Genomic DNA, 19,591 nt, shown 5'->3' on the forward strand with positions numbered 1-19,591 from the left:
GGTTTTTACGCTTGGATCAATTACAGCGTTAAGTGGCACCAGTACGAGAATTCCTGTACTACCTCCACGCCGAAAACTTACCCTTTAGAGTGAGCAGGATCAAGGTTTGGAAAAGATACTTACTTCGCCGCATAGGCACAAAAGCGCAGAAAAATCGCTTTGACTGTTCTTCTATGTTTGAGTGTTCATATGGCAGTGTACGGTTACGTAAGGTCAGTTATTGATGTTATGGCGAAGTCTAGCCGGGTTTATTCGTGTCATAAACGTAAGCGTATGCATTCAGCAGTTCACGTGCATCTGAAAATGAAAATCAGTCAAAATGGAAAAATTTATCTTGTTTCTACTGTTCCTGAGTACATCACTAATAATAATCGCTCAAACTGAAGTTGATGTCTTGACCGATGAGGGATATACAGCAAGAGTTGGGTCCATGTGTGTGGAAACAATTAAACCGGACCCCTGCGCGGGCACGGAAACTTACCTAACCCTAAACTTCGAAGAAGAGCTTGTTTTGGTGACGGATACGGAGATTTCTACTTGTGGTTCAGCATCCATAAATTCGAAATTAGCGTATAAATGGGAATTGATGCAAGACGCTGAAATTAAGATTTATAGTAACGCTGAAAAGCTAGGACATAAATTCTTGGAAGACTTGGTCTTAAAAGTGAAAAATAGAACAGTGATTGGTATCAGGCCGACTTGGGCCAGTCGACCTGATACGATTGTTTTTAGTAAAATTGCCGGAAAGTAGAGCGTATTACCATATGATGTATTATTAACTGACCTTACGTATTTAAGCTGCGTAAAGACTTAAAGCAGAATTTTCAGCACGTGAAACGCAAAATGAGGTAGATGCGCACAGTACGACAAGGCAGAACACAGAAATGAATGCAACATTGCGACACTACCCTCGCAATCTTTATGTGTTTTTTATTTTGTGCCTTTTGTGTTCCCCTTCAAAAGCTAGCTCTCATTCAACATACTCAATACGTAACGATCAGAAAATAATTTTCTTTAACAAACCCGCCATTTTTTATGTTTTCCTAAATTCATATCGAATCATATCATCTGCCACCTTTCGGTCCGAACCCTGACGCCACCCATTTTTCTCAAAAAAACGCTGCGCTAACTCATTATCTACCTCCACAAAAGCAACCCAGTAGTAGTCAGCACCTAATGCATGCAAATTGGTTAAGCCGCTTAGAATTTGTGAACCCACACCTTTTCTAAATAGGGCCGGGTTAACGGCAATGTCAGTGATAACGGAGTAAGGATGATCTTGCGCTGGAAACAGTACGCCCACCACACCCACTAGTGTTTGCTCGCCGTAGACTGCGTACTGGATTCCGTCCTTCTGGTTCAGTACGTGTGCCAACCATTCTCCCTCCACGTCGTAGAGGGCTTCTTTGATTCGCTCGTTGTTATACCAGCTACGGTACTCCTCGTAGTTTTCTCGCTTAAATTTCTTAAATGTTAATTGGCTACTGATCGGTTTAGCTATCATTTGCTTCGAGTTTGTTATTTAAATAGTGATTCTCATACTACCACTACTAACTACAGTGCCGCTAACTGCTTTTCCCTCACCTTTTTGATTCCAGATTTTCCACTTCTTTGTGCTATATATTAGAGTAAACTAACAGGGTAAAAATATCGATTCAAAATCAATTTAACGCCTGAAATTTCAGACACTAAAACTATATGACCATTCGCGTTTGGAAGCCCTTTCGTAAAGTTATATGGATAATAATCTAGTCTTCCATCGCTTTTATATTCGCTGTTTTTTGATAGCGTACAAGAATAAGATATTACTTGAATCTTATCAATGAATAAATTAACGTAAAGTTCGTCTTGCTGTTGTCCGCCATTGACATAACTTTCTTTGACTATCTTATAGTCTATCCGTACTTTATCATCGTCTTTAGATTGATATGTCACGGTCCTACTTTGAAGATTTTGATAAACTCTCAAATGCCAACCTTCAAAGCTAACTATATTACCGTATGTGTCAACAAGTTTTGTAGTAAATTTCATCTTATCAAATACCTTTGTTAGAACTATTTGCTTACCAGTAGTTCGCGAAGGTAGTACCAGTGATTTTTCGTTCATCACTAGGGCTGCGTTCCAAGATTTTTTATAAATTGGAAAATCCCCTAAGTTAGTACGCAAGCTAAAAATAGCTAATAGGAAGAATAAAATGATAAAAACACCAATTAATAGTACAGTACCATACGCAAAGAATACTAGAAGCTTAATAGAAATCGCTTCGAATTGTTCTGTTTGATAGATGAAATACACAACTAGCAACAATATTGTAACTACAGACGCTATTACAAGTAACTTTAAAACTATACTAATATTCAGAAAACTTAATTTATCATTATTACACTCTATGTCAATCAAAAGCCTTAGTAGTCCTTTCTTCTTTTCTTGTGTCAGAAATTTAGCTCCTCGTACCGTTGACCGTATTCTGATAACCATATCGTCTACAGTAAATAGTTTTCGCTTTATACTATTACCAAGTAACGCCATATTAATTATATCCTGTATTTCATTTCTATTCAGCAATTTGCCCTTGTGTAATAATTCATAAGTTTTACCAATTGCCAACTCAAAAGTCCGTTCCCTCCACCTTCTAATTGAAGATGCGACCAAGGTGATTGTGATGGGCAAACTGATAGTAGAAGCGAAATTTCCGTAGTTGGAGACAATATGATCTAAAAGTTCTTTCAACTGCTTTATGATTTATGCTCTTCCTTTCAATACTAGAAAAAGCAATACGACATTTTAATCAATGCATCAACATATTATCTATGCTATTTATCCATTAATTGATGCTAAAGCCTTCAACGACTACGCAACCGAATAACCGGACAAATAACCTCCTCCAGCGAAATCCCCCCATGCTGAAAAGTATTCTTATAATAATTATTATAATGGTTATAATTATTAGGATACAAAAAGAACTTATCCTCCTTAGCGAAAATGAACGTCGAACTAATGTTCGGACGGGGAAGATGCGCTTTCAACGGGTCCCGAATCTCCAGCACGTCCCGCTCCTCGTACTTCAGGTTGCGGCCTAATTTATACCGAAGGTTCGTACTTGTATCACGGTCACCAACGACGCGGCTGGGCGTGTTGACGCGGATCGTGCCGTGGTCCGTCGTGACGATGAGTTGCACGTCGCGCTCGGCGAGTTTGCGCAGGGTCGCCCAGAGGGGGGAGTTTTCAAACCAGCTGCGGGTGAGGCTGCGGTAGGCTTTTTCGTCGCCGGCTAATTCTTTTAATACTTCCATCTCCGTGCGCGCGTGGCTGAGCATGTCGATGAAGTTGTAGACGATGACGGAGAAGTCGTTGTTCAGGAAATCCAGCGCGCGGTCCTGCATCTGGCGGGCGAAGTTGGTGCGGGTGACTTTGGTGTAGTCCCACTTAATGTCTTTGTGCTTGATCAGCCGGTCCATTTGCTTCTCCAGCAGGTCGGCTTCGTGGTTGTTCTTGCCGCCTTCGTCCGAATCGTTTTTCCACCATTGCTTATACCGCTTAGCAATATCGGAAGGCATCATGCCCGCGAAAATGGCGTTACGGGAATACTGCGTGGCGGTGGGAAGAATGGAATAGAAATAATCCTCTTCTTCCACTTTGAACAACTCCGATAAATAAGGTTCGATCACCTTCCACTGGTCGAACCGCATATTATCTAGCAAGACCATGACGGTGGGGACTTCCTTATTCAAATGCGGAAATACCTTTTCACGCATTAAGTTATGCGACATGATCGGCGCGTCTTCGCCGTTCATCCAGTCCAGATAATTCCGGTCGATGAATTTACTGAATTCGGCGTTCGCTTCCTGCTTCTGCACAGCCAGGATCTCGCCCATCTGGTCGCTCTGGCTATCGTCCAGTTTCAGTTCCCAGTTAATTATTTTCTTATAGGTATCGACCCACTGTTCTTTATCCAGTCCGCTATTTATTTCCATTAGCAACTGGCGGAAATCCTGCTGGTAATCGGTATTTGTTTTTTCCCGTACCAACCGCTTCTCGTCGACGATCGTCTTCAGCGTCAGCAAAATCTGCATCGGGTTGACGGGCTTGAGCAGGTACCCCGCAATTTGACTGCCAATGGCTTCTTCCATCACGTGCTCCGCCTCGTTCTTGGTGATCATCACGACGGGGATGACGTTGTCCGTCGTCCGGATCCGGCTCAGCGTTTCGAGCCCCGTCAGTCCGGGCATGGATTCATCGAGGAAGACGACATCGAATTCCGTTTCCCCCTCCAGCTCCTCCAGCGCATCGTGGCCGTTCGTGACGGTGGTCACTTCGTAGCCTTTTTTCTTGAGGAAGAGTACTTGTGGTTTTAGGAGGTCGATTTCGTCGTCGGCCCAGAGAATTTTTATTGCTTCCATGTTTGGGGGTGTAGTATGTGTTTGCTGTTTACGCGTTGCGGGTTGGAACGGTTTGTTTGAGTGTTAAATTACCCATAGTTTTCTTGGGGTCGCATTTTGCGTTGCTCTTGCCTAAGATAGTGGGCGCGGCCGCGGGTGCAAGGAAAGTTAGTGAGTAGTATGAACTAGAGATTATGGTACCATAATCGCTATTTCGCTTTCGTTTTTGCCCGTTTCGCCCTCCTTTTCGGAAGAAAAGGAGCAAAATTCTTATCCTGTGAGCCTGGCTGATCGATATTCTGGTGCCCGGAAGGCTAAAATCTGTAAACTCGCCTTTTCGCTCTGTGTTTCAAGTAACACTCGTCAGTTACACAGTCAAATGGTTTCAATACTAAACTTAGTGGCGGCTCAAACAGTACAGATTTCTTCACGCCTTCCGGGCACCAAAATACCGGCCAGGCTCAAGGGACGGTTAATGAGTACTAAGAATATTTGGAAAAGTAGCGATCTCCAATATCACGCCCTTCTCAAGACTATAGACCTTAGACCAAAGACCCCAGACCAAAACTCTTCCTACCTTCCCCCATGCCAACCGCAAAAGCCCTATACCAACAACTAACCACCCCAAATAACCGCCGCCCCCTAGCCCGCGCCATAACCCTCCTAGAATCCACCCGCCCCGAAGACCGCCGCCTCGCCGACGAACTCCTCGACCTAGCCCTAGAAAATAGCACCACCCGCAAAACCACCCGCCTCGGCGTCAGCGGAACCCCCGGCGTCGGCAAATCCACCTTCGTAGAGAATTTCGGCCTGGAGCTGATCGAAGCGGGTCACAGACTTGCCGTGCTGGCCGTAGACCCGACCAGCTCCCTCAGCGGTGGCAGCATCCTCGGCGACAAGACCCGGATGGAAAAACTAAGCCACCACCCCAAAGCCTTCATCCGGCCCAGCCCGAACGCCGGCCACCTCGGGGGCGTAACGGCCGCTACGCGCGGGGCTATCCTATTATGCGAGGCAGCCGGTTACGATTACGTGATCGTCGAGACCGTTGGCGTGGGGCAAGCGGAGTGGCGGGTGCACGGGATGACGGACGCTTTTCTCCTCCTCGCCCAGCCAGCCGCCGGGGACGATCTTCAAAGCATCAAGCGCGGCATCCTCGAACTGGCGGACCACATTGTCGTCAACAAAGCCGATCGTTTGCCGAAGGAAGCTAAGCAAACGGCGCTTCAACTACGGCAGGGTTTACACCTCGCCCCGCCCCGCCCGGACGACTGGATCGTCAAGGTCACCACCATCAGCGCCCTTACCGGACAGGGCCTTCCGGAACTACGCGAACGCCTCGCCCGGTACATGGCCCAATCCGAAAAATCCTTGCACCCGCGCGACGCGACAGCTAGTCCCGATTCAATCGTGGAACGGCGCCGCAAAGGCCAAATCTTGGACTGGCTAAAGGAACGCTGCGAGCAACGCCTGCACGCCGACTTCGAAAATTTCCTCCGCGAAAAGTCCCGAACAACCGACGGATTGCAACGTATAATCGACGAACGGACAACCCTTTCCGCCGCTACTGATGTTCTATTAGCGGAATTCACCCAAACCAAAAAGAAAACTTAAGTTATGAAATCATTCGGAACGCTCGGCATCGTCGTCGCCATCCTTGCCGTCCTGCTCATCGCGGGCTGCAGCAATTACAACGGCTTCGTGGACGCCGAAGAGAATATGGAGCAATCCTGGTCCAACGTCGAAACGCAGTACCAGCGTCGCTCCGACCTCATTCCTAACCTCGTCAACACCGTTAAAGGTGCCGCGGAATTCGAGCGGGGAACCCTCGAAGCGGTCACCAACGCCCGCTCCCGTGCGTCCAGCATCACCATCGAAGCTAACGACTTGACGCCCGAGAAACTTGCAGAATATCAGGCAGCGCAGGGCCAACTTAGCCAGGGCCTCGGCCGCTTGCTCGCCACCGCCGAGAACTACCCGAACCTCAAGTCTAACGCCCAGTTCCAGGAACTTCAGGCCCAGCTCGAAGGCACGGAAAACCGGATTGCCGTAGCACGCGATCGTTTCAACGAATCGGCTACGTCGTTCAACAAAAAGGTCCGCCGCTTCCCCGGTACGGTCTTCGCGAGCGTCTTCGGTTTCGAGGAAAAGCCACAGTTTAAGGCAGAGGCCGGGTCCGCCCAGGCACCGACCGTCGAATTCTAGATCATGGTCAAATTCTTTAGCGCCGACGAGGAAGCCCGCCTCGTCGGTGCCATCCAGGCGGCCGAATTGAACACTTCCGGAGAGATTCGGGTCCACGTCGAAGTCGGTGAACGAAAAGCCGCCCTCAACGTCGCTACCCGCGTGTTTAAGGAGCTCGGGATGGACAAAACCGCCGATCGCAACGGCGTCCTTATTCTCCTGGAAGTCGACCGGCGCGAGTTCGCCATCATCGGCGACGAGGGCATCAACAAAGTCGTTTCCCAGGACTTTTGGGACGACGAGCGCGACCTCATGCAACGTCACTTCCGCAAGGGCGAATTCGTGGAAGGCATTAGCCTGACGATCGAGCAGATCGGGGCTAAACTCCGGAAGTTCTTCCCCTACCAGACGGACGACGTCAACGAACTTCCCGACGAGATCAGCTACGGCGGCTAGTCATAAACTTTGCCGGACTTTTCACCACAACAACACCCAGCCTTGAACCAAGTACGCCACTACACGGAAGCTTTTGTCACCCCAGCCCTCCTCCGGGCGGTGGCGCTCTTACTATTGTTGTGCGTTGGTTTGGGGGTGCAGGCGCAGTCCGCCATCCCCGCTAAGTCAGATAAATTAGTCAACGATTTCGGCAACATGCTGAGCGCGGGTGAGGAGTCCGCACTGACCCAGAAGCTCAACCAGTACGCGAAGGAAACATCCACGCAGATTGCGATTGTCACCGAGCAGTCCCTGAACGGGTACACGGCGTTCGACCGCAGCATTGAGATTGCCCAGGGTTGGGGCATCGGTGGTTCCGAGCGGACCGACAACGGTATCCTGATGTACATCGCCCGCGACGACCGGCGCATTCAAATTCAAACCGGTTACGGCACCGAAGGCTTCCTCCCCGACGCCCTCGCCAAACGCATCATCGACCAGATCATGACGCCGGCCTTTCGTCAGGGCCAAATTTATCAGGGCATCGACGAAGCAACGGGCGCGATCATGTCGCTCGGCAAGGGTGAGTACACGGCGGATGATATTAAACAAGAGCAGGAGGGTTTTCCCCCGATCCTTATTTTCATTGGCATTTTCCTCATCTTCATGGCCCTCAGCTACTTCAATCGCCGCGATGACGACGATGACGACGACGGCGGCTACTGGCGCAAAGGCTCCTACGATATGGACGACCCGAATAAGCAGGTGCGACGGCGTAGACGTCGGGGTGGCGGCTTCATCTTCCTACCCGGCGGCTTTGGCGGTGGCGGTGGTGGCGGCTTCGGGGGCGGTGGTGGTGGCGGATTTGGCGGCTTCGGTGGTGGTGGATTTGGTGGTGGTGGCGCTGGCGGAGGTTGGTAAAAAAGTCTTGAGTCTACGGTCTGTAGTATTTAGACTGAAGACTCTAGACCACAGACCTAAGACTATTTTCTTGCGCGGTCGCGGGTGCCAGGAAATTTGGTAGAGAAGCAAACCTCATCCGGCAACTCCCCGAACGTCTTACCTTGCGGCCATGATGAATCTCGCCCTTTTCGTTTCCGGCACCGGCTCCAATGCCCGAGTCATTATCGACCGTTTTCGGGCGCATCCGGAAGATGGGGTTAAAGTTGTTTTGTTGGTTAGTAATAAGGCCGACGCCGGTGCTCTACTCATGGCGGCGGAGCGCGACGTACCCACCTTGGTGCTCGACCGCACCACTTTTTTCGAGACGGAAGATTTACTCGCTCAACTTGCTAGGGTCGACGTAAACTTCATTGCGCTAGCGGGTTTTCTCTGGTTGATCCCCCCCTATCTCGTCCGTGCTTTCCCCAATCGTATTCTGAATATCCACCCTGCCCTTCTACCTAAGTACGGCGGGAAAGGTATGTACGGTACCAACGTTCACCGCGCCGTGAAGGCCGCTGGGGATTTAGAGAGTGGCATCACGATCCACTACGTCAACGAACGGTACGACGAGGGGAATACCGTCTTCCAGGCCGCCGTCCGGCTGGATGCGGACGATACGCCGGAGGAGATTGCGGCGCGGGTGTTGCGGTTGGAGCACGGGAATTACTGGCGGGTGCTGCGGGGGTTGGCGGATTGAACCTTAGTCAGTGGCATTCCCGATTTAGTTCCACCGGGGGGGGTATCATGTTAAGCTAGCACAAGCCAGTTACCACCAAAAAGCCCCCACAACTTGCGTTGCGGGGGCTTTCGGTGCACCTACAAAGTGTCGTTGATAATTAATTAGTTAGTTATCCCAACCTACATTGTCGGTGTAGATATTTACGTCGTTTTCATTCGGAGCATTGGTGTTGAACAAGTACTCATCCTGGCTATAGTGCCACCGGACGGGGATAATGTTTCCGTTCGTAGGCTCCAAGTTGGGGATGTCGGTCCGTCGCCAATCGCTGTAAGCTTCCGGCTGGAGGTATAGCGCGATGTACTTCTGTGTCATTACGTTTTCGAGCGTTAGGTTATCGGCACCAACGCCGATATTATCCTGACCTACGTAGTTATCGTAGTCGTCTTCAGAAAGACCGAGCCGGTCAAACGAAGCACGAATACCGTTCAGGTAAGCCTCGTAACCCGAGTCATCATCGTCGTCATCAGCATCGAGTGATGCTTCGGCGATGATGAATTGCATTTCCCGATAGGTGATAAGCTCCTGGTTGAAAGCAGCGATCAGGTACGGATGTGATGGATTAAACGTAGGGTTGAGAACGTTCAACCGCATGGTGTCATCCAGTGAGGTCAGTAAGTCACCAAACTGTGGGTGAAACTCGAGGTCGCCAGTCCGGTCACGATTAAAGCGTGACCATTGCCCGGGGTTATTAGCGTCGGGGTATTGAAAGGCCAGATTGTCGGCGGCGCTTTCAAAAGAACTACTCGCCAGGGCAGCAGCTCCGTCGAGATCACCCTGTTTGAGGATCGTACGGGCGCGCAATGCACGAGCGGCTTTGGCCCACTGCGTCGCTGAACCTCCATAATAGACATCATCGCCTCCGGGAACTATGGGACCACCGTCGCCTTCGAGTAAGGTGATGGACCGGTCAATCAGCGCTAAAGAAGCAGCGTAAATGCTTTCCTGAGAATCAAAAACCGGGCTCAAGTTGTCTAATCCACCGGTCGCTTCCGTATAAGGCATGTCGTCCCAGACGTCCGTAGCGGTTAGCAGCATGAAGGATTCAAGAACGTTGAATACGGCTTCATAATGATTGAAACCACCTTCAACTGATTTCCCGCGTGCAATCCGTGATTCAATCAGGATGTTCTCGTAGGTATTTGACCACGCCGCGTCAAACCGTACTGGCGTCAGGCCGGTGTACTGATTGAAGGCCGACCACTGACGCTCTACACCTTCGACTTGCTGGACTAACATACAGTTAAAACGGGAGAAGGCCCCCCCGTAAAGATCTGCGATCTGAATGCCAATTTCGGGTAATTGAGCCGAAACGGTTACTTCAACCGGCTTGTTGGGGTTGACGTTGAAGTCATCGTCCCCCAAAAATGTTTCGCACGAGGCGAAGAGAAAGAATCCCGCGCAAAGCGCCAGGAGATATTTATTTATTGAAATATTCATTATCTGGTGGTCTTTAGAAGGATACGTTAAGCTTGAAAATGACGGAGCGGGTAGCTGGCATGTTGAAGTAGTCGAAACCCTGGCCGTTGCCGGTACCACTGAGGCTGGTTTCGGGGTCAACGCCTTCGTAGTCAGTAATTAGGAACAGGTTACGGGCGCTTACGCCAAAGGAGCCGCCCTTCAGGAAACCCGTAGCGGGAAGCCGATAAGTAAGGCCCGCTTCGCGTAATCTTACCCAGCCACCGTCCTGTACGAACTGTTCACCAACGGAACCGAAGCCACCTACCGCAGAAGTCCAGTAACTCTGGTCACGAACTACGGCAATATCGCTCGGTGTGCCGTCAGAAAGGACACCCTCGAGCGGAGCGGCGGGCTGAACGCGTGAGTCCGCCGTTTCCTGTGAGGCACCGAAAAACGAGAGTGCCCAGGCGGTACCATTCCACATGTCGCCACCCTCGCGCCAGTCTAACAACCAGTTCAAGCTGAAGCGTTTGTAAGTAACGGTGTTGTTCCATCCGATAATGAAATCAGGGTTAGGATTACCAATGGCCCTTTGCGTTATGTCGATGGCTTCGTAGCCGTATTCGTCACTGTCAATATCATCATTGATTACAATTTGACCTTCCGGGATATTTAGGCCATTATCATTATCACCACCAGTTCCTTCCCGTTGGTAAGCACCACCGAAAATAGCACCGTACTGGTTACCCGCTACGATGTAGCTACCGGCGGAAGCGAATCCGTCAAGAAATAAACGCTCCAGACCCGGAGCCAATTCATTAACGATGGACTTACTCCTAGTAAAGTTTATCTGAGTCGAATACTCAAAATCAGTTGTCTGGATCGGGATGGCACCAATAGTGAGTTCAATACCATCAGAAGTCATGGAGCCAGCGTTAAGAAAGATATTGGTGTATCCAGTCGAGGGCGCTACCGAAGCGGGTAGAATAGCATCCGACGTTTCCACTTGGTACCAAGTCGCATCGAGGCTTAAGCGTCCGTTCCAGAAACGGAAGTCAGCTCCAAGTTCTAGTGTGTTGGATATTTCTGGCGTCAGTGCGGAGTTACCTAAATCGTTTTCTAAGTTGAATCCCGTATTTCCGGCAATTGGGAAGTTAATGTCGTCGGCCCAACCGTCACCGATCGCATTAGTTTCGTACGGTGTAGTCGTTTGGTAAGCACCCGGGGGAGGGCTTCCTACCTGAGCGTAACTAGCCCTGAGTTTGCCGAAGCTTAGGATAGAATTGGAAACATCGAGCAGTTCAGAAAAAGCAAAAGAGAGCGCAACGGATGGGTAAAAGAACCCAAGTTCACTTAAAGGACGCCCCGGAGCGGCAAGGCGGCTATCGTAATCCTGGCGGCCGGAAAGCGTCACGTATAAAAACCGACGGTAGTTAAACTCCGCTTGGCCAATAAACCCAATTTGGCGGAAGCGATCAATCGCCTGGCCTGCAGTAATGTTAGTAGCGTTACTTAAATCTACAAAGCCTGGAAATACAAAACCGTCGCCAGTCGTAAACGTATTTCGGTTGTTGAAGCTGAACGCGTTGCTACCGAGCACGTAGTTCAGGCCAAAGTCCTCGTTTAGCTGACCGCCACCGGTCAGGTTAAGAACGACATCAATCTGATTAGTTGAGAATTCATCCTGAATAATTGAACCAATCGCGTTGGTATTCGAACCGACTTCGAAGTTCTGTGTGCGAACGTCGGAAGTGATGTCGAACCCCACGTTAAGATCAAGATTCACCCACGGGTTGAAAGCGTAATTAGTTCTAAAATTACCAAACGCCCGGTTGACACCTTCGTCACGCAACGTATTGTTGAGCGTCCAGAAAGGATTGTCATAACCACCTCCGCCACGGTAGCTGCGCTGTCTACCGTTGTCAGCAAACACGTACGCACTGGGGTCTTCAACTGCGTCTTCGCCGAGTCCGTTAGAATTATCGAAACTCGGTGGCGTACGCAATAAACCTAAAAGAAGACCAGAAGTGTTGGACCCCTGCTGCACGCGCTGAAAATCAGAGCGCGTATAGTTCATCGAAGAAGAAAGCGTGAGCTTATCAATTGGTGTGTACGTCGATGCAAGCTTAACGGTGTACCGTTCGTACTCCTCGTTAGGAACGATCCCTTCCGCATTCAGTGACGAGAGTGACAGACGAAAGGTAGCTACGTCACTACCACCACTAAGGCTTAAACTATTGGTATAATTAGTACCCGTTTGGAAGACATCTTCTAGCCGGTCGTCGTAAACATTGGCTGCCTGCCCGTTGCCTTGTCCTCTGGGGACGAGAAATCCATTCTTATCCCACCGGTAAGTATCGCCTCCAAGGAAAGCGTTTTGGAAACGAGACTGTTCTCTCGGCGTGAGAGCGCTGGGGTCCGCCGTGTACTGGCGCAGCCAATCTTCGGGGCTGGTTGCGTACTCCAAGTCAGAGAGAGCCCCGCCCCATGATCCGGAAGCACCACTTTCAGCTCCTAAGGGACTACCTCCGGAACCCTGAGAAAAAGTGTTCTGTAGGTCTGGCAAACGCGTTACCTCTTCAAACCCGACGGCGGTGGAGAAATTCACCTGTAGGCCTTGATTACGCTTGCCTTTCTTGGTGGTAATGATGACTACCCCCGTCGAACCCGACGTTCCGTAGAGTGCGGTTGCGGCGGCACCCTTCAGAATGTTGACACTTTCGATATCATCGGGGTTGAGGTCCATCAGCCGGTTAGCCTGGGCGGTACCGGCGGTGCCGGCCTCGCTAAGCTGCGTTTCATTGTTGGAGCGAACACCATCGATGACGATCAGGGGTTGATTATTACCGATCATTGAAGTAACTCCGCGAATAAGAATTCGAGAACCCGCACCCACCGAACCGGAGGAGCGCGTCACTTGAATACCGGAAGCTTTACCGACCAGCGCGTCCACCGCACTGTTGGCACCGGAACGGGTGATCTTGTCCGCTTCCACTTGCTGGACGGCGTAGCCGATCGCTTTCTCGCTCCGTTCGATGCCGAGCGCGGTTACGACAACCTCACCCAGTTGCTGGGCATTTTCGGCCATGGTGATTTCGTAAGTAGTCTGACCCGCTACCAACGGAACCCGTTGCGTAGTGTAGCCTGTGTAAGAAATCAGTAATGCCTCCGCATTAGCGGGAATGGCGAGGGAAAACTTTCCGTCGATGTCCGTGACGGTACCGGAAGTAGTGCCCCTGACCAGGATGGACGCCCCGATCAAAGATTCGCCGGACTCGTCGTAGACGGTGCCGGTGACCGTCTGGGCAAACGCCGCCGAAAAGGCGAAGCAGACGACCGCAATTATGAGTGAAAATCTCTTCATGCTAATTTCGTTTAGTGGATTACTAGTCTCAAATAATTAAAGAAAATGGATTTTTCGTAGCGGGGTGTAACTCCGGCGATTATCTTGTATTTATCAAGTGCCGCACTGAGGCGCCGCGCAATGCCGCTGAGTTAACTGGTATTCCTAGGAGTGGAATGGAATTAGGACCGTGCGCTGAATGTCATCTTACTTGCAGCGACCAGATGGGACTGGTGGGAGGCTAATTTTACCGTAGTGTAAACGTAAAGTTAAAACTTTTCGCTGCCTAAACAAATGCCAGTATTTTAAATCGCTTGTTTTATCACTTAATAATTCCCGTTCGGGCGCCTACTAAATTCGGTTGGAGGCTTGGCACGTGAATTGGCGAACTAGCCATCCGTAGAAAGCGGTGAACCCTAGCTCCTCTCGGTGCTCCTCCGCACCCGCGTCAGCGCCCAAATCTCCTTAAAGAGAGTTTCGCGGACGAGCACGAAGGAAAGGTCGTAGCTACCGGCGCGGGTGCTGGACGGGTCAAAATCGACAAGATTTGAGCTGCGTGACCAGCCGTTTTCTATTAATTACGTGATCAGAAGATCGCCAGCTAAAACGAAAAGCCCGGAATGACTTAAGCGTCATTCCGGGCTTCCAAAACCGTGGCGGAAATCAGTTACTCCCCCTCCAGCATCACAATGTACTTATCAGCCTCACCGGCCATCGGGCTACGGCCGTAATCCTGCTTCAGGCGGCGGAAAGCTGCGAGGGCCTCATCGTTCTGCCCTTCTTTTTGGTAAAGCTGACCGAGTTTGTTGAGGTAGTAACCGGCGGTAACGTAGTTCTCGCCCGCGGCGTCGACGGCATCATTATAATTACTGATGGCGGCGGCGTTGTTACCAAGTTCGCTCTCCGCGTCGCCAATGATACCGGCTTTCATGGCGGGGAGGAGGGCACCGTCCGCATCGAAACGGGTCGCCCATTCCTTGGCGGCTTCGAACTTACCGAGGTTGAGGTAGGAGACGGCGGCGTAGTACTGAGAAAGATTACCAGCCTTGGTGCTGCCGAAGTCGTCGATGATGTCGAGGAAACCATAGTTGCCGAGGGCGTCACCTTCCAGCGCGATGGAAAAACTATCGCGCTCGAACGCGGATTGCGCCTGCTGCAAGTATGCGGCTGCGTTCTTTTCGGCCGGGGCCTTGATGAAGGTTTGGTAGATCACGATGCCAACGACGACCGCCACGATCGCCAAAACGGTACCGACGATCAGGTTGCGGTTGCGCTCGAAAAAATCGAGGCCCTGGTCGCGCACTTCAACGACGTTCACCAACTCATCGTCACCGTCGATTTCGGAGCCAGCCGTATTGGTCTTGGTCGCGTTCCGACGACCAGTGGCGGGGGTGCCGGAAGGGCGGCGGCCAATATTGTTCTTCTTTGCCATAACACATGGTTTTAACGCCGGGGCCGGGAGCGGCGGAGCGCGAAAATGGAGCGCAAAGATAAACAACTGGGCAGTATATCGGTAGGGGGATCTTTGGGGCGTTAATTTCTTGACGTTCTTTGGTTTTCATCCTCACTATTTCTGCCCACCGTGAAGGTGGCCCAGGCCTAGTAACCAGCGGGTTAACATCCCGTTACAACAACCGGATACCAAGTTCACTACGTTTGTAATATTCAGCTACGTGCTGTATCCGACCGCCAGTGTGACGCATCCATCCGCGCGTTCGCCTTGTTGCCCTTTACCGGCCGTGCCGTTCGTGCGCGCCCTCCCCTCAAGCGACCCTTATGCCTTTCAGAATTCTAGCTTTTTTTCTTCTCCTTTCTTCTCTTCCCGCGGCGGCCCAGTTCGCCAGCCCGATCGGTTGGGAAACCAGCGTGGAGTACGTAGCGGGCGACGAGTTTAACCTCATCACCACGGCCACCGCCGAAGAAGGCTGGTCGATTTACAGCGTTTACACGCCGGACGACGGGCCGATCCCGACCTCCTTTACCTGGCGGGCGTCGGATAGCTATCAGCTGATCGGAAAATTGGTGGAAGAAGGCCACAAGAAGGATGACCTCGACGAGATGTTCGGTGTCCGCGTCATTAAGTTCCTGAGCGACGAGCCGGTGCAGTTTATTCAGAAAGTCCGCGTGCTTGATTACACTACGCCCATCAGCGTGCTGGTCGAGTACATGTGTTGCGACGACGAGCAGTGTTTGCCACCGACGGAAGAAGAGTTTGTTTTTGAAGTAGCTCCGGCCGCACCAACCCGTGATGCTCTCGCACCTAACGCTGAGCCGGTCACCACACCCCCAGTCGCTCCCAAGTCCACGCAACCCGATACCACCAGCCCCGACGGCACCCGCCCCATCCGCGGCACCAAACCGAATGAGCGGACAAATAATGGCGTCGCGGCGGCCATGCCTACTTCAGCGGTTCCTTCCCCCAGGAATCCTGCATTCCCGATAGCTAGCGGGACCGCGCAAGAAGAAAAACCTGATTTCACCCCCGTCACCTACCGCGCCGCCGGCCCCACTGCCACCAAGACGGACCCGATTGGTTGGACGTTCGAAGCCGAAAATGTTGCGCCTGATGTGTATTTAGTCCGCATGACCGGTCGATTGCTTGCCGGGTGGACGACCTACGGCAAGGACGTCGACCCGGACGTCGGCCCCAACCCGACGGAGTTCTTCGTAGCCACCGATGCGGGCGTTAAAACGCTCGGCCCGATTACCGAAACGAGCGCCACGCGTAAGAAGGCGTTCGACAAAGCCTGGGACGCGGAGGTGATCAAAATTAACGGTGGCCAGGTCGTTTACGAGCAACGCGTTAACGCGGCGGACGCGACGGATATCACCGGTTACGTGTACTACCAGACTTGCGACGACGAGGTCTGCTTTCCCCCCAAAGAGGTTCCCTTCTCCCTCGCGCTAGGCGCTACCCTTATAGCCAGCATTGACGGTATTGCGGGTGGGACAGAAGATCCCGACTTGGTCGGGGCGGGTGTAGGGGATAATGGCAAAGCCATCACGGCCGGTCTCGGTATCGGTGTAGCCTTCAACCCGGAACCCATCGGGGCGTGCAGCGTCGGGGAAGCCGCGACCGAGAATAAGAGTCTCCTGAACGTTTTCGGGCTGGGCTTTCTCGGGGGCCTTTTTGCCCTCCTGATGCCGTGCATTTTTCCGATGATTCCGCTGACGGTCAGCTTCTTCACCAAAAGTGGTGGGACGAAAGCGCAGGGTATCCAAAAAGCGGCGCTCTACGGATTTTTCATTTTCCTGATCTACGTACTGCTCAGCGCACCCTTCCACCTCGTGCAGGGGCTCGACCCGAGTTTACTCAATGACATCGCCAGTAGCGTTTCGTTGAATATCGTCTTCTTCGTGGTCTTCCTCTTTTTTGCCGGTAGCTTTTTCGGCTTCTACGAGTTGACCTTGCCCGAGAGCTGGAGTAACCGCGCGAGCAGGGCCGAAGGGTCAGGTGGCGTGGCCGGTATCTTTTTCATGGCGCTGACGTTAGCGCTGGTAAGTTTTTCTTGTACGGGGCCCATTTTGGGTAGCCTGCTGGTACAGTCCGTATCCGGCGGTGCCTGGCCGTTAACGGCGGGGATGGCTGGTTTCGGCGTGGCGCTCGGTCTGCCGTTCGCCCTGTTCGCCGCCTTCCCCGGGTTTCTCAATAACCTCCCGAAGAGCGGTGGCTGGCTGAACAGCGTCAAGGTCGTGCTCGGTTTCGTGGAGGTGGCGTTGGCATTTAAGTTCCTTTCCAACGCCGACTTGGTGGGAGAATGGAATTTACTAAAGATCGAGCCTTTTTTGATCGTCTGGATTTTGTGTGCGTTAGGTATTGCGGCTTATCTCTTCAAACTCATCAGTTTCCCCCTGGACGGCAAGCAGCGGAAAATCGGTGTCATCGGGGCCATCGTTGGCGCATCCATGCTCGCCTTCGGGGCTTACCTCGTGGTCGGCCTGACCACCGCCGACGACACGGGTACCTATAAGACACGGAACCTCCTGAGCGGTATCGCCCCGCCGGTCTGCTATAACTTCTTTGCCGACTGCGACGCTGGCCGCAACCTGCTGCCCTTCAAATCCCTCGCCGAAGGCCTCGCCTACGCGCAGGAGGTTGACAAGCCCGTGATGTTGGACTTCACCGGCTACACCTGCGTGAACTGCCGCAAAATGGAGGAGAACGTCTGGACGGATGACCGGATCAACCGCTACCTCACGGACGAATACGTCATCGTCAGCCTCTACACCGACGACCGCTCCGACCTCCCCGCCGCCGAGCACGTGGAAGTCGACCGGCTCGACGGCACCGGCCGCACCAAACTCATCGACCAGGTCGGTGAAAAATGGCACTATTTCCAGCAGACCGTTTTCGCCCGTTCCAGCCAACCTTATTACGTACTGGTCAGCCCGGACGGGAAAACACTCAACGCCCCCGTGGCCTACACGCCGGACGTGGACGACTACGAGAATTTTTTGAAGTGTGGTTTGAGTACTTACCGGGGCTTATCCAAATAATAGGTTGAGGGCATCCTGCCCGAACGTAACGGCGGTAGCTCTTCACGTTCGCTACCGCACGTGCGTTCGGGCAGGATGCCCTCAACCTTGGCTACAGCTCCTCATAACACCACCCCAAAACCTTTTCCATCTCGATATAGTACCGCAAACTAGATTGCACAAAATTATTGTGCATAAAGCTGAACGCCAGCCACCGCCCCCGCTTCGTTTTCACCAATCCACTGATGCAGGCCACGCCACTGAGCGACCCCGTTTTCGCCCACACGTAAGGCTCGCTGGCCCCGTCGAATCTTCTTTTCAACGTCCCGTTGTCCCCACCGCCGGAGGGAAGCAGGTCGAGCAGTCGCTCCCGGCCGACCTCCTGGTCCAGTGCCATAACGATGCGGGTAAGTTGGCGGGGCGTGACGAGGTTATAGCGACTCAGGCCACTCCCGTCCACCCAGCGAAAATCACTGATGCCGAGGGCGGGGAAGAGCGTATCCCGGGCGTAATCGATAATCCGTTCTTCGTCGGGCACGCCGTAGCGTTGGGCGGCGGCGAGGAGGAGAAGCTGCTCGGCGAGGTAGTTGTCGCTGTTCTGCAGGAAGCGGCGGTAGACGGTGTCGGGTAGGGTAACTTCGAAGGTATTCAGGTCGGCACGCGGCGGGTAGGGTTGGTAGCCGGGGCTGGCGTTGAGGCCGGGGAGGGCGGCGTTAAGTTCGCTAACCATCCAGACGGGGGACAAGGTCAGGGACCGCTGGAGGGGGTAGCTGTTCGGTAGGTAGCCGGGGCGAACGACGAAACCGTTATCGAACTCACGCCGCCAGGTGCGGGGGCGTTGGTCGGCGTCCTGCGTAATTTGGGACAGGGCATTCGGCGGCGAGCTGTAGACGAAAGGGACACCCGGCACTTCGGATTCTTGCTGTTCGACGTAGAGCCGGTTGCCAAACATAGGAAAAGTGGAGCGCTCGAAAACGTAACCGCCGTTGTAATCATCCCAGCTCCAGCCGGCACCGTAGCGGGGGAGCTGGTCCTGGCCGGTGGGGTAGTGGATGATGATGGGTTTCGGGGTTTCACCAAGGGGGGCGCGGCCGCTGGTGCCAAGTACGTTGGTGTTGGGAGCAATGCCTTTTTGACGCAGCCACGGGGTGAGTAAATCGTCGGCCAGAAACTGGGGATGAAGGGTGAGTGGATAACCCGTCCCCCAAAGTTCCAGGTGATCGAGGTAATTCTGGTAGAAGACCGCCGGGGCCCGGTTGCCCAGCACCCGGTTGGCTACGTAAAAAGTAAACAGCTTAACGTTGCTGGCGGGCACGAAAAGCCGGTCGGCGTTGTAGTCGTACAGCCGGGCACTAGTAGAAACATCGTAGAGGCTGAAGCCCGAAATCCCTTGCTCGAAGACGGTATTCTGGTCCACTAGTCGGGACAGTTTTTCCCGCTCGGAAGTACTCAAACCCGCACGGCCATCCCCCTGACCCTGCACCCGCGACAGCGCAAGGAATAAACTTAGAAATAGCAGGAAATGAAGGTGATGGTTGGCTGAATGCATGTCGATTATACTGAGAGAACTGTTGGACAAATGTAAGCCCAGCAAAGTAAAATCGACTGACCCGTTCTGACGTAACCACTCAGAATTTTTGATCTGGAAGTAGCATAATCCTGAAGATAATCCACACCCGAGCGGGCCCCGCT

14 protein-coding genes are annotated in these 19,591 nt (G+C 52.3%); 7 read left to right on the forward strand and 7 right to left on the reverse strand.

What is annotated here, in order from left to right; genetic code table 11:
• Positions 1–319 precede the first annotated feature (319 nt).
• Positions 320–751: a hypothetical protein gene (locus GGR27_RS14430; RefSeq protein ID WP_168038544.1), complete on the forward strand. Its 432-nt coding sequence runs from the start codon at positions 320–322 to the stop codon at positions 749–751.
• Positions 752–1,033: 282 nt separating this feature from the next.
• On the opposite strand, the gene GGR27_RS14435 is transcribed toward GGR27_RS14430, so the two are convergent.
• The 3 genes from GGR27_RS14435 to porX all read right to left on the reverse strand — a co-directional run bounded on the left by GGR27_RS14435 (position 1,034) and on the right by porX (position 4,400).
• Positions 1,034–1,504 carry a GNAT family N-acetyltransferase gene (locus GGR27_RS14435; protein ID WP_168038546.1) on the reverse strand — a complete coding sequence of 157 codons (471 nt, stop codon included), beginning with the start codon at positions 1,502–1,504 and terminating at the stop codon, positions 1,034–1,036.
• Positions 1,505–1,623: 119 nt separating this feature from the next.
• Positions 1,624–2,730 (reverse strand): hypothetical protein, encoded by a 1,107-nt coding sequence (locus GGR27_RS14440; protein ID WP_168038548.1) that lies wholly within the window; start codon positions 2,728–2,730, stop codon positions 1,624–1,626.
• A 113-nt stretch (positions 2,731–2,843) separates the two neighbouring features.
• Complete coding sequence (gene porX, locus GGR27_RS14445) at positions 2,844–4,400, reverse strand: T9SS response regulator signal transducer PorX (RefSeq protein ID WP_168038550.1); 1,557 nt, start codon at positions 4,398–4,400, stop codon at positions 2,844–2,846.
• 564 nt (positions 4,401–4,964) lie between these two features.
• On the opposite strand from porX, the gene meaB reads away from it, so the two are divergent.
• From meaB to purN, 5 genes are all read left to right on the forward strand, one after another.
• Positions 4,965–5,993, forward strand: a complete 1,029-nt coding sequence (gene meaB / locus GGR27_RS14450) for a methylmalonyl Co-A mutase-associated GTPase MeaB (RefSeq protein ID WP_168038552.1) — start codon at positions 4,965–4,967, stop codon at positions 5,991–5,993.
• Between the two features lie 3 nt (positions 5,994–5,996).
• Positions 5,997–6,584 (forward strand): LemA family protein, encoded by a 588-nt coding sequence (locus GGR27_RS14455; RefSeq protein ID WP_168038554.1) that lies wholly within the window; start codon positions 5,997–5,999, stop codon positions 6,582–6,584.
• A gap of 3 nt (positions 6,585–6,587) precedes the next feature.
• Positions 6,588–7,019: a TPM domain-containing protein gene (locus GGR27_RS14460; protein WP_168038556.1), complete on the forward strand. Its 432-nt coding sequence runs from the start codon at positions 6,588–6,590 to the stop codon at positions 7,017–7,019.
• Between the two features lie 42 nt (positions 7,020–7,061).
• Positions 7,062–7,919 carry a TPM domain-containing protein gene (locus GGR27_RS14465; protein WP_168038558.1) on the forward strand — a complete coding sequence of 286 codons (858 nt, stop codon included), beginning with the start codon at positions 7,062–7,064 and terminating at the stop codon, positions 7,917–7,919.
• A 151-nt stretch (positions 7,920–8,070) separates the two neighbouring features.
• The gene (gene purN, locus GGR27_RS14470; protein ID WP_168038560.1) at positions 8,071–8,640 is read left to right on the forward strand and encodes a phosphoribosylglycinamide formyltransferase; all 570 of its coding nucleotides are present in this window, start codon (positions 8,071–8,073) and stop codon (positions 8,638–8,640) included.
• 147 nt (positions 8,641–8,787) lie between these two features.
• Here the strand turns inward: purN and GGR27_RS14475 are convergent, their stop codons facing one another.
• From GGR27_RS14475 to GGR27_RS14485, 3 genes are all read right to left on the reverse strand, one after another.
• A complete protein-coding gene (locus GGR27_RS14475) occupies positions 8,788–10,119 on the reverse strand; it encodes a SusD/RagB family nutrient-binding outer membrane lipoprotein (protein WP_168038562.1) in 1,332 nt (443 codons plus the stop codon).
• Between the two features lie 13 nt (positions 10,120–10,132).
• Complete coding sequence (locus tag GGR27_RS14480; protein WP_168038564.1) at positions 10,133–13,444, reverse strand: SusC/RagA family TonB-linked outer membrane protein; 3,312 nt, start codon at positions 13,442–13,444, stop codon at positions 10,133–10,135.
• Between the two features lie 646 nt (positions 13,445–14,090).
• Positions 14,091–14,855 (reverse strand): tetratricopeptide repeat protein, encoded by a 765-nt coding sequence (locus tag GGR27_RS14485; RefSeq protein ID WP_168038566.1) that lies wholly within the window; start codon positions 14,853–14,855, stop codon positions 14,091–14,093.
• Positions 14,856–15,199: 344 nt separating this feature from the next.
• On the opposite strand from GGR27_RS14485, the gene GGR27_RS14490 reads away from it, so the two are divergent.
• Positions 15,200–17,920, forward strand: coding sequence for a protein-disulfide reductase DsbD family protein (locus tag GGR27_RS14490; protein WP_168038568.1), 2,721 nt, complete (start codon positions 15,200–15,202; stop codon positions 17,918–17,920).
• Positions 17,921–18,011: 91 nt separating this feature from the next.
• On the opposite strand, the gene GGR27_RS14495 is transcribed toward GGR27_RS14490, so the two are convergent.
• On the reverse strand, positions 18,012–19,448 hold the full coding sequence (locus GGR27_RS14495) for a D-alanyl-D-alanine carboxypeptidase (protein ID WP_168038570.1): 1,437 nt from the start codon (positions 19,446–19,448) through the stop codon (positions 18,012–18,014).
• Between the last annotated feature and the right edge of the window lie 143 nt (positions 19,449–19,591).

Origin of the sequence: Neolewinella antarctica (genome assembly GCF_011927835.1) — a bacterium.
Taxonomy (GTDB): domain Bacteria; phylum Bacteroidota; class Bacteroidia; order Chitinophagales; family Saprospiraceae; genus Neolewinella; species Neolewinella antarctica.

Bases quoted from the DNA above. Each gene is read 5' to 3' on its own strand.
- GGR27_RS14495 (WP_168038570.1), bottom strand. From the start codon at position 19,448: ATGCATTCAGCCAACCATCACCTTCATTTCCTGCTATTTCTAAGTTTA.
- GGR27_RS14435 (WP_168038546.1), bottom strand. From the start codon at position 1,504: ATGATAGCTAAACCGATCAGTAGCCAATTAACATTTAAGAAATTTAAG.
- GGR27_RS14485 (WP_168038566.1), bottom strand. From the start codon at position 14,855: ATGGCAAAGAAGAACAATATTGGCCGCCGCCCTTCCGGCACCCCCGCC.
- GGR27_RS14430 (WP_168038544.1), top strand. From the start codon at position 320: ATGGAAAAATTTATCTTGTTTCTACTGTTCCTGAGTACATCACTAATA.
- GGR27_RS14480 (WP_168038564.1), bottom strand. From the start codon at position 13,444: ATGAAGAGATTTTCACTCATAATTGCGGTCGTCTGCTTCGCCTTTTCG.
- porX (WP_168038550.1), bottom strand. From the start codon at position 4,400: ATGGAAGCAATAAAAATTCTCTGGGCCGACGACGAAATCGACCTCCTA.
- GGR27_RS14475 (WP_168038562.1), bottom strand. From the start codon at position 10,119: ATGAATATTTCAATAAATAAATATCTCCTGGCGCTTTGCGCGGGATTC.
- purN (WP_168038560.1), top strand. From the start codon at position 8,071: ATGATGAATCTCGCCCTTTTCGTTTCCGGCACCGGCTCCAATGCCCGA.
- GGR27_RS14455 (WP_168038554.1), top strand. From the start codon at position 5,997: ATGAAATCATTCGGAACGCTCGGCATCGTCGTCGCCATCCTTGCCGTC.
- GGR27_RS14490 (WP_168038568.1), top strand. From the start codon at position 15,200: ATGCCTTTCAGAATTCTAGCTTTTTTTCTTCTCCTTTCTTCTCTTCCC.
- GGR27_RS14460 (WP_168038556.1), top strand. From the start codon at position 6,588: ATGGTCAAATTCTTTAGCGCCGACGAGGAAGCCCGCCTCGTCGGTGCC.
- meaB (WP_168038552.1), top strand. From the start codon at position 4,965: ATGCCAACCGCAAAAGCCCTATACCAACAACTAACCACCCCAAATAAC.